This is a genomic window from Chryseobacterium lathyri, from assembly GCF_003290185.1.
Lineage (GTDB): Bacteria > Bacteroidota > Bacteroidia > Flavobacteriales > Weeksellaceae > Chryseobacterium > Chryseobacterium lathyri.
The window spans coordinates 171,568-185,069 of sequence record NZ_QNFY01000008.1 but is presented as its reverse complement, the minus strand read 5'-3'; the positions used below and the strand labels follow the sequence as shown (position 1 = coordinate 185,069).

Sequence of the window (13,502 nt, the reverse complement as noted above, 5' to 3'; positions counted from 1 at the left end):
AACAATTATACAAAAGGAGCTTTCACTACTTTTGCAGGAATGTTCTTATTTCTTACCTGGATAAAGATCTCAGAACCCAGTTTGAAGTGAGGCTTGTCTACATAAGCCAGACCCAGACCGATTTTTTTCATTGGTGACTGTGTTCCTGATGTTACTTTTCCAATCACGTTTCCTTCAGCATCTACTACAGGGTAATCATGTCTTGGAACCCCTTTATCCTGAAGCTCAAAACCTACTAATTTCCTTGTAACACCTTCTTCCTTTTGTTTTGCAAATGTATCTTTAGAAACAAAATCCTTATCGAATTTTGTGATCCATCCTAATCCTGCTTCAATAGGAGAAGTAGTATCATCAATATCATTTCCGTAAAGGCAGAACCCTTTTTCCAGTCTTAAAGTATCTCTTGCAGCAAGTCCGGCAGGAATAATACCTTCCGCTTCACCTGCATTGATGATCGCATCCCAAAGCTGTTCAGCATTTTCATTGTTGAAGTAGATCTCAAAACCTCCGCTTCCTGTATATCCCGTGTTTGAAATGATCACATTGCTTACTCCGTCAACGCTTCCTACTGTAAAGCTGTAGTAAGGGATCTCAGAAAGATTGGTTTCTGTAAGCTTCTGTAAGATTTCCGTAGCTCTAGGACCCTGAACAGCTAATAATGACATCTCATCAGATGCATTAGTCATTTTAGCCCCAAAAGTGTTGTATTTTGATATATGATTCCAGTCCTTCTCAATATTCGACGCATTTACCACCACAAAATATTTGTCGTCTTCCATTTTGTAAACAATAAGATCGTCCACGATTCCTCCATTTTCATTAGGAAGGCAAGAATATTGAGCTTTTCCGTTTTCCAGGGCATTTACATTGTTTGTCGTAACAAACTGTAAAAGGTCTTTAGATCCAGGTCCCTCAATAAAAAACTGTCCCATGTGTGAAACGTCAAACAATCCTGCTTTTTCTCTTACGGCAAAATGTTCTTCCGTTACACCAGAATATTGTACAGGCATTTCAAAACCTGCAAAAGGTACGATTTTAGCGCCCAAAGAAACGTGTTTATCGTATAAGGCTGTTTTCTTCATGTTTAATTTTTATTTCTTTATTTTAAAGCTGTTGAAAGTTTCGTTAAAAAGGTTCATATAATTTCCGTTCCAGAATTTCTGGCCACAGTTGATGGAAACCAGGTACAGATTTTTTTCCTTCTGGAAAGCCCTGGTGATCCAGAAAAGTTTGTCTTTTTCGTCAAAATACTCGTAAGAATATTCTGTGTATCCTTTTCTGCCTTTGTTTTCCTTTATTTTGCTTTCCGGATCTTCAGATTTATAAAGAGCCAGGATGAATTTTTTCATTTCTGCTTTCGGAAGATTCAGGTCGTGGTATTCTGAAATGGTAATGGCTCCGATCTCATTGTCAGGGAAAATATTGACAATATCGTTGTCATTGATAGATTTCCAGCCTTCAGGAACATTAATCGTATAGCCGGGACTGTCATACACTTTTGCTTTTTGGGCAAAAAACAGACTTGCCGATAAAAAAGCGGATACGAGTGCTATTTTTTTCATCAGTTAAAAATGGTGTTTATATTCTTCAAGGATGATTTTGAACCATTCTGTGAAATTTTCAGGAGCTTTCATTATTTCTTTATCAAGGTTTTCCATGGAAATAAATCTTACTGCTTCCACTTCGTCCTGATTTAAATTGAAATCAGCTTCATAATTTCCTACAAATACATGGTCTAGTTCATGTTCCCAAAGTCCGCCTCCTACATCTGCTTTATAGATAAAATTGAATTTTTCCGAAAGCTCCGTTTCGATTCCGAGTTCTTCTTTTAATCTGCGTTTGGCAGCTTCAAGATAGGTTTCATTTTCTCTTGGATGAGAGCATACTGCATTAGTCCACTGTTTGGGAGAATGGTATTTTCCCGGTGCCCTTTTTTGAAGGAGCATTTCGCCTTTGCTGTTGAACAAAAACACAGAAAATGCACGGTGCAGAAGACCGTTGATGTGAGCCTGCTGCTTTTCCATAAGGCCCAGAACTTCATCTTCGGGATTTACTAAAACTACAAATTCTTCCATTTCTACAAATGTAAGCCTAATAAATGTATTTTGAAAATTTTTGGAGAAACATCATATGATATGCGGCGAGGAGCAAAGGTGAGAATATCCACAACCTGATTTCGGTCTAAAAATAATGAAGAATTGCTCTGAAAGAGAGAGCGGGAGGAAGTTGTTTTCTCAGATTTCAATAATTGTCGCTGGCTTTCTTATCTTATTAAATTTTTTTCTTTTCTTAAAACAGATGAAGTAACCCCAAAATGTTTTTTCAGAGATTTGTTTAAATGACTGCTGTCCGTAAACCCAAGGCTCCATGCAATTTCCTGGAAAGGTGCCTCCGTATATTGTATTCTGTTGACCGCTATCTGAAGCTTTGTTTTCTGAATATATTCCTTTAATGGTTCATGGGCATTTCTTTTAAAATATTCGCTGAAATACTTTTTAGAAATGTTAAACTTCTCTGAAAGATAGACAACCGATAATTTTTTTTCATCAATAATATTCTGATTGATATGCTGAATGATGTCTGCAAATTTATCATCACTTTTTTTGTATACATGATGGGATACCGTTAATTTTGAACTTATTATGGTTAATATGGATACTAATGTATTGGCAATTAAGGTTTCCGAATACTCCGATCTCTGTTCTTTTTCGAGCTGTATGATTTCAAATAACCTCTTTACCTGGCGTTTGTCTTTTTCGTCATTGAAATAGAGACCCGTATTGAAATCATAAAATCCAATAATATAATTAAGCTTACTGTACCATTGTAAATAATCTATAGAGGTGTTTTTAAGGTTTTTGAAATAATGTTCCGTAAACCGGATAAAGAAAAAAGTAGTAGGCTCCGAAATTTTGTAAGCATGGCATTTAGAGTGGGGCAAAAGGAAAAAATCATTTTTTTCATAGGCTTTAGTTTGGTATTCTATACTTTGAGTTCCTTTCCCCTCCAGGATAAATACCAGTTCGAAAAAACTGTTTTTGCGGAATCTGTCTTTCCATTCAGTAAGTTCGGCTGTTTCGATTTCAATAAGTTCTTGAATATGGTCCATGCTTTCTGCCAGGCTTGATACGGCAAAATTAGATCTTTTATTTTTACTTATTTATCCAATTTTTATACTCTTTCAGAAGCAGCTGTTACTTCTAACTTTGTCAAAAAAAGAAATGGATTATAAAGAGATTTCAAAAAAAACGGTAGGCTATCTGTATCAGGCTCACTCAAGCATTAGAACTTCAGAAATGGACAATACACTCATTGCCTTGGCTGAATTAAGAATATCCCAGTTGAACGGATGTTCCTATTGCTGCAGTTTTCATGCTAATGAATTAAGAGAAATGGGAATGGAATTATCTTTAATAGATAAAATACCGGGGTACAAACACTCTGTTTCATTTAGTCCGAAGCAGGTTTTGGTACTAAGATGGGCGGATGCTGTGACAGGCCTGACCGAAGACATGGAGGTCTTACTTGAAGAATTAAAAAAAGAGTTCTCAGAAAAAGAGATTGTAGAACTCACTTCCAGCATTTCCTTAATGAACGCTTTGAACCGTTTGCGGATTAGTCTGGGAGATAAGTTTTAAGCATGTCATTTTTTATTTCAGGTTATCTTAACATTAAAAACAGAATAAAATTAACTATAGCTAGATTAATGACAAAGTATTGTTAATTTTATTCATTAAATAACATTTTTTACAGTGTATTTTCAATATATACCAAATTTGATATTGAGCTTCGAGGTAAAAGCCGTAACTTTGCATTTCAAATTTTAATGATGGAGTTAGAATATAAAGAGCATATAAGTCCTATTTTGAAGGACGGGGTAAAAAATTACTTAATAGATATCGACGGTACCATTACAGATGATGTCCCGAATGAAGAACCTGAAAGAATGGTTACCTGCGAACCTTATCCTGATGCACTTGAAACCATCAACAAATGGTATGACGAGGGACATCAGATTTGTTTTTTCACTTCAAGAACGGAAAACCTGAAACAGATCACCATCGACTGGCTGGATAAGAATGGCTTCAAGTACCACAGTGTACTCTGTGGAAAACCAAGAGGAGGAAATTACCACTGGATAGATAACCATCTGGTAAGAGCTACAAGATACAAAGGCAGATTCACAGACCTTGTAGAAAAGCAGGTTACCATTGAAGTTTTCAAAGAAGATTAAGAAAACATATACAGAGATTTAAAAATTGAATGATAAAAAGTGTACACACTGAAATTCTTTAATTTTTAAATCTCTTCACTTTTAATATCAATTGTATTTATGAAAGTTTTAGCAAACGACGGTCTGGATCAATCTGGAATTGATGCTCTGGCTGAGAAAGGTTTTGAAGTGATCACTGCAAAAGTCCCGCAGGAGTTTTTGGTGGATTACATTAATGAGCATAAGATCCGTGCCCTGTTGGTAAGGAGTGCCACACAGGTAAGAAAAGATATTATTGACGGATGCCCATCTATTGAGATTATCGGTAGAGGCGGTGTAGGAATGGATAATATCGATGTGGATTATGCAAGAGAAAAAGGAATTCATGTAATCAATACCCCTTCTGCTTCTTCAGAATCGGTTGCTGAGCTTGTTTTTGCCCATTTATTTTCCGGAGCGAGGTTCCTTCAGGATTCCAACAGAAAAATGCCTTTAGTAGGAGATACAGAATTTGCAAGTCTTAAAAAAGCATATACTGCAGGTATCGAATTAAGAGGAAAGACCATCGGGATCATTGGAATGGGAAGAATAGGACAGGAGGTTGCCAGAATTGCCCTGGGACTTGGCATGAGAGTGATTGCAGCAGATAACAATGTAGGAAAAGCAAGCATAAAAGTGAAATTCTACAACAACCAGTTCATTAATGTAGATATAGAAACTGAACCGCTTCAGGATGTTCTGAAACATTCAGACTTCATTACCTTGCACGTACCGGCTCAGAAAGAGGGATACATGATCGGAAAAAATGAGTTTGATATTATGAAAAACGGTGTTGCCATTGTAAATTGCTCAAGAGGCGGTGTTATTGACGAATCGGCTTTAATTGCTGCATTGGATTCGGGGAAAGTAAAATTTGCAGGGTTGGATGTTTTCATCAATGAACCTACACCATCTAAAGAAATACTGAACCATTCGAAAATCTCTCTGACTCCACACACCGGTGCTTCTACTTTGGAAGCTCAGGACAGGATCGGGCTTTCTCTGGCGGAACAGATTTCAAGCATTTTACAGATTCAGTAATATGTGAACCTAATAAAATGAAAAGCACCTCGGTTTGAGGTGCTTTTGTTCTTTATATATTGTTTTTGCTTTTTAAAAGGTCTCTGATTTCGGTCAGTAATTGTTGATCTGCAGTAGGTGCGGCAGGAGCTTCAGCTTCAGTCTTTTTCATTTTGTTAATCATTCTTACCATAATGAAAACAACCAGGGCAAGAAGTAAGAAATTAATACCTACTGTCAGGAAATTTCCATAGGCAAAAATACTCGCTCCGTCTACTTTTTTTGCATTCTCTAATACCATACCTGGCTTTACACCATTATTAGGATCAGAAAGCACAAGGTATAAGCTGCTGAAATCCGGCTTACCTATTACTGCTCCTACCAAAGGCATAATAAGGTCATCCACAACACTCGTTACAATTTTTCCGAATGCCCCTCCAATGATTACCCCAACAGCCAGATCAAAAGCATTGCCCTTAATGGCAAACTCTTTAAATTCTTTAACAAATCCCATAATTTATATTTTTTTAATTAGTATACACACAAAAATAGAATTAAAAAACGTAAAAAACAGTACTTTTTATAGTTTTTTGCGCCATAATTATTGAATTACGGACTAGGATTAATTGACTTTTTTAGTGAATTCGTTATTTTGATTAATATTTTTATTTTGTAGTAATTACTGTAAACTGTAAAAGAAATCTTTTGTAATTTGGTTAAAATTTTGCACCATCTTATGAAAGTTTTTACTGCAGAACAAATACGTCAATGGGACCGGTTTACGATTTTGAATGAACCTGTTTCATCCATACAGCTTATGGAAAGAGCTGCTGAAGCATTAGCCGGCTGGATCTCTGAAAACTGTAAAAATCACAAAAAAATGGCCATATTCTGTGGCAATGGCAATAACGGAGGCGATGGACTGGCACTGGCAAGAATACTCTATATGAAAGGCTTTGATGCAGATGTTTTCGTACAAAATCCTAAAGGAAAATTTTCTGATGATGCTTCGGTGAATCTAAAAAGGCTGAGGGACTTTTCCGGAATCTCCGTCAGGGAATTCAAAGAAATTGTTCAATATAACTTCGATGACAGAACTGTTATTATTGATGCCTTGTTTGGTACAGGATTATCGCGGCCTTTGGAGGGGATGAGCAAGGAGACAGTTGAGATGCTAAACCAGAAAGACTGTATCAAGATTTCCGTTGATATTCCTTCAGGACTGCCCACTGATCGTATTTGTGAAAAAGATGTGGTTATATTTAAAGCTGACTATACGTTAAGTTTCCAATGCTGGAAAAAAAGCTTTCTTCATCCTGAAACAGGTAAGTATGCAGGAAAAGTAATCATTTTGGATATAGGATTGCATCCGGAATATTCAGAATCAGAAGTTGCTGAAGATCTTGTTATTGATGAAAAGCTTATCAATAGAATGTTTGAACCCAGAGAAGATTTTTCCCATAAAGGAACTTATGGAAAAGTAACAATTGTAGGGGGGAGTTACGGAAAAATAGGCGCTGCAGTGCTGGCCACAAGATCTGCCCTAAAGACCGGGGCCGGACTTACCTTTACCCTTGCGCCAAAATGCGGATACGAAATTCTGCAGGTCTCATGTCCTGAAGCCATGTTTATTGAAGGCGGGAATGAGCAGATAGAAGATTTCAAACATGAAAATGATACCGTTTATGCAATCGGGCCTGGCCTGGGAACACATGAAAAGACGGAAAAAGGCCTGCTGAAATTTTTAAAAGGATATAATGAATCTTTGGTTTTAGATGCAGACGCACTGAACGTTATTTCAAAAGATTATAAAAACCTGAAGCTGATCCCTCAAAAATCTCTCATAACGCCACATCCAAAAGAATTTGAAAGGTTATTCGGGAGCACACAAAACTCTTTTGAAAGACTGAAACTTGCCCGTGAAAAAGCTAAAGAACTCAATATTTATATTGTATTGAAAGATCATCATACCCAAGTTGTTACTCCCCAAGGAAATGTTTTCTATAATATCAACGGTAATGCAGGACTTGCCAAAGGTGGTAGCGGGGATATTCTTACCGGTATTCTGGCTTCACTGCTTGCTCAGGGATATTCCGGGGAAGATGCATGCATTTTAGGAGTCTGGCTTCATGGAAGAGCCGCCGACTTGGCTGCTGAAAAATATTCCAAAGAATCTATGTTACCTACAGACGTGATCAATACATTCGGAGATGTTTTCGAGGAATTGAACAGGGTAAACAGGATTAGACTATAATAAATTAGGGACGGTTTTACTTTAGAGTCTTCTAAATTGCGTAAATCAGTTACTTAAAATTTTAAAAAAAAGGCAAATTCGCTTATCTGCAAATTTGCCCTTCATATTTTATCATTACTCCGGTTTCTCGTTTTCTGCCTGAGTGATTTTGAATTTTTTAGAAATAATCATGATAACAACCCCGGCAATCATAAATGGAATGGAAAGTACCTGTCCCGTATTCAGCCCTCCAATCTGGATGAATTCGTCTCCCTGAGGCTCCTTCAGGAATTCCACAAAGAATCTTACAGCCCAAAGGATAATAAAGAACAGTCCGAATAGCCATCCCTGCTGATATTTTTTGTTTGTCTTTCTGTATAATATCCATAACAATATAAACAGCAGGAAATATCCTACAGCTTCAAGAAGCTGGCCCGGATAGCGGGGAACTGTTGGGCCATATTCACTGCTTTGCTGTGGGAAAAGAATAGCAAGAGGAGAATTGGGATCAACTGCTTTTCCTACGATCTCCGAATTGAAAAAATTTCCTATTCTTACAAATGCACCTCCCAAAGCAACCACAATTCCAATTCTGTCATATACCCAGAATGGATTTTTCTTGATAATCTTAAATGAATAATATAATGTAGTGAAGATCAAAGCTATTGTTGCCCCATGACTTGCGAGCCCGGAGAATCCTGTAAACTTCAACCCGTTTTTAGTGCTTATCGGTAAAAATACGCTCCAGAAATCTTCTTTGAACAGTTCCGGCTGATAGAAAATGACATGTCCTAATCTGGCTCCTAAAATAGTTCCGATCAGCGTCCATGTGAAAAGCGGTTCCAGATATTTCTGGTTAACATTGTCGATTTTGAAGATTCTTAACATTAGAATATATCCAAAGCCAAAGGCAAAAACGAACATTAAGCTGTAGAAATGAAGGGTAACCGGCCCCAACTGAATACCTTTTGAGGGGTCCCATATTTTGAAAGGAGTCTCCAAAGCTATACTGTCGGTTCCGTTAATTGGCTTAGCTGTTTTTACAGCATATTTGAATTTGGTGATGTTGTCCTGTGTGGCAGGACCGTCAATTAGTTTAAAATCTTTATCGAAAAGCTGATAATGTAAGCTCTTGTACTTTTCTAAAGTGGTAGCACTGTAATTAAAGTAAGCAGGTTCAAAATTGGATTCATTCAGAATAACCAGGATATTGCTGTCTGTAGCTTTTTCCGGGAAAGCATTAAGATCACCTATTTCGGTAGTGGAATAAATCTTTACCGGAACGCTGCCTTCGTTTACTTTCAGAGTTCCGTCAGATAATCCTCCGGGATATTGCTGGGCAAACGCAGATTGTGTAATGAATGCAAATACGATGAGGTAAATTCTGAAAAATAGATTACTCATTTCTATTAATTTAATAGTTTGTTATTGATTTAATTTTTTCGGAGGAACAGGATCATAGCCACTGCCTCCCCACGGATGGCATTTTGAAATTCTTTTGATACCCAGCCAAAGCCCTTTGAAAATACCATGTACCTGAAGGGACTCTACCATATAATGAGAGCAGGTAGGTTCATAGCGACAGTTTTTGGGAAGTAGGGGCGAAATAAACCACTGGTAAAATTTTATCAAAATTACCAAAGGAAAACTGATGATTTTATTGAATGTAAGTTTCAAAACAATGCAAAAATAGGGTAAAAAAATTAAAATTAGTTTAATTTTGTTATAAGTTTCAGAGACCAAAAAACCTGAATCTGTTTATCCTAAAAATAAATTATCTTGAGCCAAAATATTCCATTAGCCGAAAAGTTAAGACCCAAAACCCTGGACGAAGTTCTGGGGCAGGAGCATCTTACCGGTGAAAAAGGTACGATCAGGAAGATGATCGAAAATAATGCACTGAATTCGCTGATTCTCTGGGGGCCTCCGGGTACCGGAAAAACAACCCTGGCTGAAATTATTTCCGAAAAATCAGGCAGGAAATTCTATAAGCTCTCTGCAGTTTCTTCAGGAGTAAAAGATGTACGGGATGTGATTGAGGATGCTAAAAAACAAAACCTGTTTTCAGGAAAATCTCCCATTTTATTCATAGATGAGATTCATAGGTTCAATAAATCCCAGCAGGATTCATTATTGCACGCTGTTGAGAAAGGATGGATTGTACTGATTGGTGCCACCACAGAAAACCCAAGCTTTGAAGTGGTATCTGCTCTTTTATCTAGAAGCCAGGTTTATATTCTAAAAGCCTTAAGCTATGAAAAGCTTGAAGAATTAGTTGATACTGCTACCCAGCGGTTTAATAAGGATGAAGGAACCTCTTTTAAGATTGCTGAAAAAGGAGCATTTATTCAGTATTCAGGAGGGGATGCCCGCAAACTGATCAATTCTGTTGAACTTGTTCTTAATCAATATGTGAATTCAGATAAAGAAGAAATCAATAACTCAGATGTCCTGGATATTCTTCAGGAAACCATGGCACTCTATGACAAAAACGGGGAACAGCATTATGATATTATCTCTGCTTTTATAAAATCCATGCGGGGAGGTGACCCGAACGGTGCTGTTTACTGGCTGGCAAGAATGATTGCAGGAGGTGAGGATGTCAAATTTATTGCCCGTAGAATGCTTATTCTTGCGGCTGAAGATATTGGGCTGGCAAATCCCAACGCTTTGGTGATCGCCAACAACTGCTTTCAGGCCATTAATGTTATAGGAAATCCGGAATCAAGGATCATTTTAAGTGAAACAGCAGTTTATTTGGCTGTTTCCCCTAAAAGCAATTCAACTTATATGGCTATTAATGAAGCATTAGCTCTTGTAAAACAGACTGGAAATCTACCGGTGCCTTTACATCTGAGAAATGCACCCACCAAGCTGATGAAAGACCTTGATTATGGTAAAGAATATAAATATGCTCATTCATACGAAGGCAATTTTGTAGAACAGGATTTCCTGCCTGAGGAAATTAAAAATGTGAAGCTTTACCAGCCGGGAAATAACGCTACAGAAAAAAAGATCTATGAAGAGCTTAAGAAAAAATGGAATAACAGATATTAAAGCAAAAAGGATACTTTGAAAAGTATCCTTTATTATATAATTTATCTTACGTGTCGTTATTTTAAAGCACTTGTGCTTAGGAAAACGGTTTTCTTTCCGTTATAGTCCTTAACTTCTACATTGCCCATGATGTCACCATAAATGCTCATATTGCTGTCAGAAAACTCATAACCTTCAATAAAAACCGGTGTATTTTCAGGCACTCCGTATTGTGAATTCAGTTGAGCTAAAGATATTCTGTCTAAATCTTCATAGCCGTTTTTGATTTTATATTCCGTTAAACCTTTTTCCGCAATGAAGCTGTATTTTTTTAAACCCTGTGGTAGCGCAGAAGGAGCTTTATAGACATTAGAGCTCTGAACAATGGCTTTTCTTGCGTTGAACATGCCTACTGTTCCGACCACGTCATTGGCAACAGCAAACTTTACAGAAGGATTTTTCTGGGCAGATAATGCTACAGATGATAATATTAAAAAAGAATAGAGTATTTTTTTCATAACCAGAATATGTATAACTGTTAAAAACTGGATAAATATAATTAAATTTTACAAAATGTGAATGAATTTTTGTGATATTTTAAATATTGTTTAGAAATTAAAACTTTTGTTAAGGATTTTTGATTTTTAAAAACAAGTATTTAACGGTTATCTATTCCTCCTCCTTTTCTTCCTTCTTTGTATCCACCATATTTCTGATAATGTTTTTCAGTCTTTGGAAAGTGAAAGAACTCAATAATAAAATAACTCCTAACAGTATAAAAGCAGTAATTCTTGAGATATTATCCATCTGCCAGACATCATAGCTGTAAAGTTTCAATACCATAATTCCTATAAGTACAAATCCAATCCTGCTGTATTCAGGAATATCCTTTTTTAAGCTGATATAAATAAAAATACTAGCAAGAACAGTCCAGATGATCGGAAGATAGAGAATATTAAAATGTTCTTTCGTTTTATAGACCAGCGAAATGTCATTTACGGAGCTTAGGATGTAAGTGTGATAAAATCCACAGCTCACTGCAATAACAAGTGTTGCTGAAACTATCCAGTAGGAAAGCTTTGTTTTATAAAAACCAGTACTGGAAGCCACGCCCAACAATATATATGCAAAAGGAATCCAGTGAAGAAGATGGATCATATAAAAACCGAATGTGAGTTTTTTCTGTAAAACTGCTGTAACAACTGCTGATGCGGCAAATGACGCATTTAAAACAATAAGAATAAATAGCAAGTAAATAAGTCCAGTCTGGATAATGCTTTCAATACCCAGCTTTTTCCTGAGTATCATAAGGGCAAAAATATAATAAATGCTGAATATCAGACCAATACTTACTACAGCTGGCCAGGGCATATCCGAAATATGATAGCTGATTTCTAACAGTAGGGCAATATATATAACGCTATAACTTACAACGGCAAAAACATTTTCAAAAAAATGATCCTTCTGTTTCTGTGATTCGTTGATTTTTTTCAATAAAAAGAGATTCACGATTGTTGTAGTAATGGTCACAAGACTCGTTAAAAAGACCGGATTAAACACAACAGCCATATTGTCTTTGTTCAGATATTCCGACCAGGTCATGATCTGTGCAATGATGACGAGCGGGAAAAGTACATAAAAACAAGTTTTAAAGATGTTGTGCGAACTTTTTTTCCAGATATAAAGAAGAAGAGTCGTTTCTACAGCCCAAACACTGGTAATAAGATGGCTTCTGAACTGAATGGCGACCGCTATTGTGATAAGGCTGATGGTAAGAGCTGCAAAAATAGAATAGCTGAAGCCAAAACTCTTTTTTCCATATTCTCTTAAAAGCAGTACAGCATTAACACCGGCAAAAAGAAGCGGGAAAATAATTACAGGCTCATAGTTTAATGTATGGAATATATAAATCAGGCCGATAATACTGGAAAAATTAATTAATACCAGCATTAAAGTGTCCCATGGTGAAAGCATATCTTTTTTGATATGATCCTGAAGTGCGAAAATGTAGAAAATAATATAATTGATGATATAAAAAACAATACTGAGCAGCTCAGGATGTTTTACAGTCCAGAAGAAGAGATAAGCACATGTAAAAATATAAGAGGTCCATCCCACACTTTTCCAGTTTTTCAAAAATGAAGTGGTGAGCATACCAATATTCAGCAAGGTCAGGTAAGTGAAAAGAAAAAGATAATTACTCTGCCCTGTACTGATCATCAGAGGCGCTGAAAAACCTCCCAGCATTGCAAAAATAATCAATACTTCACTTTTATAGTAATAGGCGAGGGCAATAGAAATGATGGTTACGATAGTAGTAATAAAGAAAGCTGTATTTTGGGTAAACAGGTGATATTCCCGGAAAGCAATGGTGGTGGTAAAATAGAGTACCGCAATTCCACCTCCGGTGATAATGGATGCGAAAACAGCATAATTTTTTCTCAGAAAATGTCCTGCCAGCATAATTCCCGCTCCGACAGCCAGGCCTATTCCTGCTCTTGCCGTTTCTCCGATCCAGTTTTTATCTATAGCATATTTTACAAAGTAGCCAATTCCAAGAACAAGGGTGAAAATACCGATGATGGTCAGAATATTTTGTTTTAAGAATTCAAAAACAGGTTCCAGCCAGTCCTTTTGAGGTTTTCTGGAAACTTCACCAGAAATGTTTTCTTCAGGCACTATGATCTCCTGTACCTGATGGGATAAAGGATTTTTTTCGTTGGCTGACGGGTCTCGTAAGGTATTTGTATTTTGTTGAGCCTGATTGATTTTTACCTGTAGATCAGAAACTTCTTTCTCAAGCTTCCTGATCTTATGATTAAGATTGTTGAAGATAAAAAAGATGATCACAATGATTAATATGACTGCAAGAAACCCACTCATTCTTTAGTTTTTATCAAATATAAATAAATGTAACAGGATAAAAAATTAATCCATCACAGAATATGTGATGGATTAACT

The 13,502-nt window shown here is 36.6% G+C and carries 14 protein-coding genes; 5 read left to right on the top strand and 9 right to left on the bottom strand.

The window, feature by feature from the left end; genetic code table 11:
* Positions 1–5: 5 nt before the first annotated feature.
* The 4 genes from gcvT to DRF61_RS13155 form a co-directional block, all read right to left on the bottom strand.
* On the bottom strand, positions 6–1,082 hold the full coding sequence (gcvT, locus tag DRF61_RS13170; protein WP_111957749.1) for a glycine cleavage system aminomethyltransferase GcvT: 1,077 nt from the start codon (positions 1,080–1,082) through the stop codon (positions 6–8).
* Between the two features lie 9 nt (positions 1,083–1,091).
* The gene (locus DRF61_RS13165; protein ID WP_228452492.1) at positions 1,092–1,562 is read right to left on the bottom strand and encodes a hypothetical protein; all 471 of its coding nucleotides are present in this window, start codon (positions 1,560–1,562) and stop codon (positions 1,092–1,094) included.
* 3 nt (positions 1,563–1,565) lie between these two features.
* Positions 1,566–2,075, bottom strand: a complete 510-nt coding sequence (gene idi / locus DRF61_RS13160; protein ID WP_111957745.1) for an isopentenyl-diphosphate Delta-isomerase — start codon at positions 2,073–2,075, stop codon at positions 1,566–1,568.
* A gap of 188 nt (positions 2,076–2,263) precedes the next feature.
* Complete coding sequence (locus DRF61_RS13155) at positions 2,264–3,109, bottom strand: AraC family transcriptional regulator (protein ID WP_111957743.1); 846 nt, start codon at positions 3,107–3,109, stop codon at positions 2,264–2,266.
* A gap of 112 nt (positions 3,110–3,221) precedes the next feature.
* Here DRF61_RS13155 and DRF61_RS13150 point away from each other — a divergent pair, with 112 nt between their 5' ends.
* The 3 genes from DRF61_RS13150 to DRF61_RS13140 all read left to right on the top strand — a co-directional run bounded on the left by DRF61_RS13150 (position 3,222) and on the right by DRF61_RS13140 (position 5,293).
* Positions 3,222–3,638: a carboxymuconolactone decarboxylase family protein gene (locus DRF61_RS13150; RefSeq protein ID WP_111957914.1), complete on the top strand. Its 417-nt coding sequence runs from the start codon at positions 3,222–3,224 to the stop codon at positions 3,636–3,638.
* Positions 3,639–3,829: 191 nt separating this feature from the next.
* Positions 3,830–4,234 (top strand): LNS2 domain-containing protein, encoded by a 405-nt coding sequence (locus DRF61_RS13145; protein WP_111957741.1) that lies wholly within the window; start codon positions 3,830–3,832, stop codon positions 4,232–4,234.
* 99 nt (positions 4,235–4,333) lie between these two features.
* Positions 4,334–5,293 (top strand): NAD(P)-dependent oxidoreductase, encoded by a 960-nt coding sequence (locus DRF61_RS13140; RefSeq protein ID WP_111957739.1) that lies wholly within the window; start codon positions 4,334–4,336, stop codon positions 5,291–5,293.
* Between the two features lie 52 nt (positions 5,294–5,345).
* On the opposite strand, the gene mscL is transcribed toward DRF61_RS13140, so the two are convergent.
* Positions 5,346–5,786: a large conductance mechanosensitive channel protein MscL gene (mscL, locus tag DRF61_RS13135; RefSeq protein ID WP_111957737.1), complete on the bottom strand. Its 441-nt coding sequence runs from the start codon at positions 5,784–5,786 to the stop codon at positions 5,346–5,348.
* Between the two features lie 222 nt (positions 5,787–6,008).
* On the opposite strand from mscL, the gene DRF61_RS13130 reads away from it, so the two are divergent.
* Complete coding sequence (locus DRF61_RS13130; protein WP_111957735.1) at positions 6,009–7,526, top strand: NAD(P)H-hydrate dehydratase; 1,518 nt, start codon at positions 6,009–6,011, stop codon at positions 7,524–7,526.
* 114 nt (positions 7,527–7,640) lie between these two features.
* On the opposite strand, the gene lgt is transcribed toward DRF61_RS13130, so the two are convergent.
* A complete protein-coding gene (lgt, locus tag DRF61_RS13125; RefSeq protein WP_111957912.1) occupies positions 7,641–8,507 on the bottom strand; it encodes a prolipoprotein diacylglyceryl transferase in 867 nt (288 codons plus the stop codon).
* A gap of 423 nt (positions 8,508–8,930) precedes the next feature.
* Positions 8,931–9,182 carry a membrane protein insertion efficiency factor YidD gene (gene yidD, locus DRF61_RS13120; protein ID WP_174772291.1) on the bottom strand — a complete coding sequence of 84 codons (252 nt, stop codon included), beginning with the start codon at positions 9,180–9,182 and terminating at the stop codon, positions 8,931–8,933.
* Between the two features lie 102 nt (positions 9,183–9,284).
* Here yidD and DRF61_RS13115 point away from each other — a divergent pair, with 102 nt between their 5' ends.
* Positions 9,285–10,562: a replication-associated recombination protein A gene (locus DRF61_RS13115; RefSeq protein WP_111957733.1), complete on the top strand. Its 1,278-nt coding sequence runs from the start codon at positions 9,285–9,287 to the stop codon at positions 10,560–10,562.
* 56 nt (positions 10,563–10,618) lie between these two features.
* Here DRF61_RS13115 and DRF61_RS13110 read toward each other — a convergent pair whose 3' ends face one another.
* On the bottom strand, positions 10,619–11,059 hold the full coding sequence (locus tag DRF61_RS13110; protein WP_111957731.1) for a hypothetical protein: 441 nt from the start codon (positions 11,057–11,059) through the stop codon (positions 10,619–10,621).
* Positions 11,060–11,210: 151 nt separating this feature from the next.
* Positions 11,211–13,424 (bottom strand): DUF2339 domain-containing protein, encoded by a 2,214-nt coding sequence (locus tag DRF61_RS13105; RefSeq protein WP_111957729.1) that lies wholly within the window; start codon positions 13,422–13,424, stop codon positions 11,211–11,213.
* Between the last annotated feature and the right edge of the window lie 78 nt (positions 13,425–13,502).

Excerpts from the sequence above, each read along its gene's own strand:
- idi (WP_111957745.1), bottom strand. The coding sequence starts at position 2,075 with ATGGAAGAATTTGTAGTTTTAGTAAATCCCGAAGATGAAGTTCTGGGC.
- DRF61_RS13155 (WP_111957743.1), bottom strand. The coding sequence starts at position 3,109 with ATGGACCATATTCAAGAACTTATTGAAATCGAAACAGCCGAACTTACT.
- DRF61_RS13145 (WP_111957741.1), top strand. The coding sequence starts at position 3,830 with ATGGAGTTAGAATATAAAGAGCATATAAGTCCTATTTTGAAGGACGGG.
- DRF61_RS13110 (WP_111957731.1), bottom strand. The coding sequence starts at position 11,059 with ATGAAAAAAATACTCTATTCTTTTTTAATATTATCATCTGTAGCATTA.
- DRF61_RS13165 (WP_228452492.1), bottom strand. The coding sequence starts at position 1,562 with ATGAAAAAAATAGCACTCGTATCCGCTTTTTTATCGGCAAGTCTGTTT.
- DRF61_RS13105 (WP_111957729.1), bottom strand. The coding sequence starts at position 13,424 with ATGAGTGGGTTTCTTGCAGTCATATTAATCATTGTGATCATCTTTTTT.
- mscL (WP_111957737.1), bottom strand. The coding sequence starts at position 5,786 with ATGGGATTTGTTAAAGAATTTAAAGAGTTTGCCATTAAGGGCAATGCT.
- DRF61_RS13130 (WP_111957735.1), top strand. The coding sequence starts at position 6,009 with ATGAAAGTTTTTACTGCAGAACAAATACGTCAATGGGACCGGTTTACG.
- gcvT (WP_111957749.1), bottom strand. The coding sequence starts at position 1,082 with ATGAAGAAAACAGCCTTATACGATAAACACGTTTCTTTGGGCGCTAAA.
- DRF61_RS13150 (WP_111957914.1), top strand. The coding sequence starts at position 3,222 with ATGGATTATAAAGAGATTTCAAAAAAAACGGTAGGCTATCTGTATCAG.
- DRF61_RS13140 (WP_111957739.1), top strand. The coding sequence starts at position 4,334 with ATGAAAGTTTTAGCAAACGACGGTCTGGATCAATCTGGAATTGATGCT.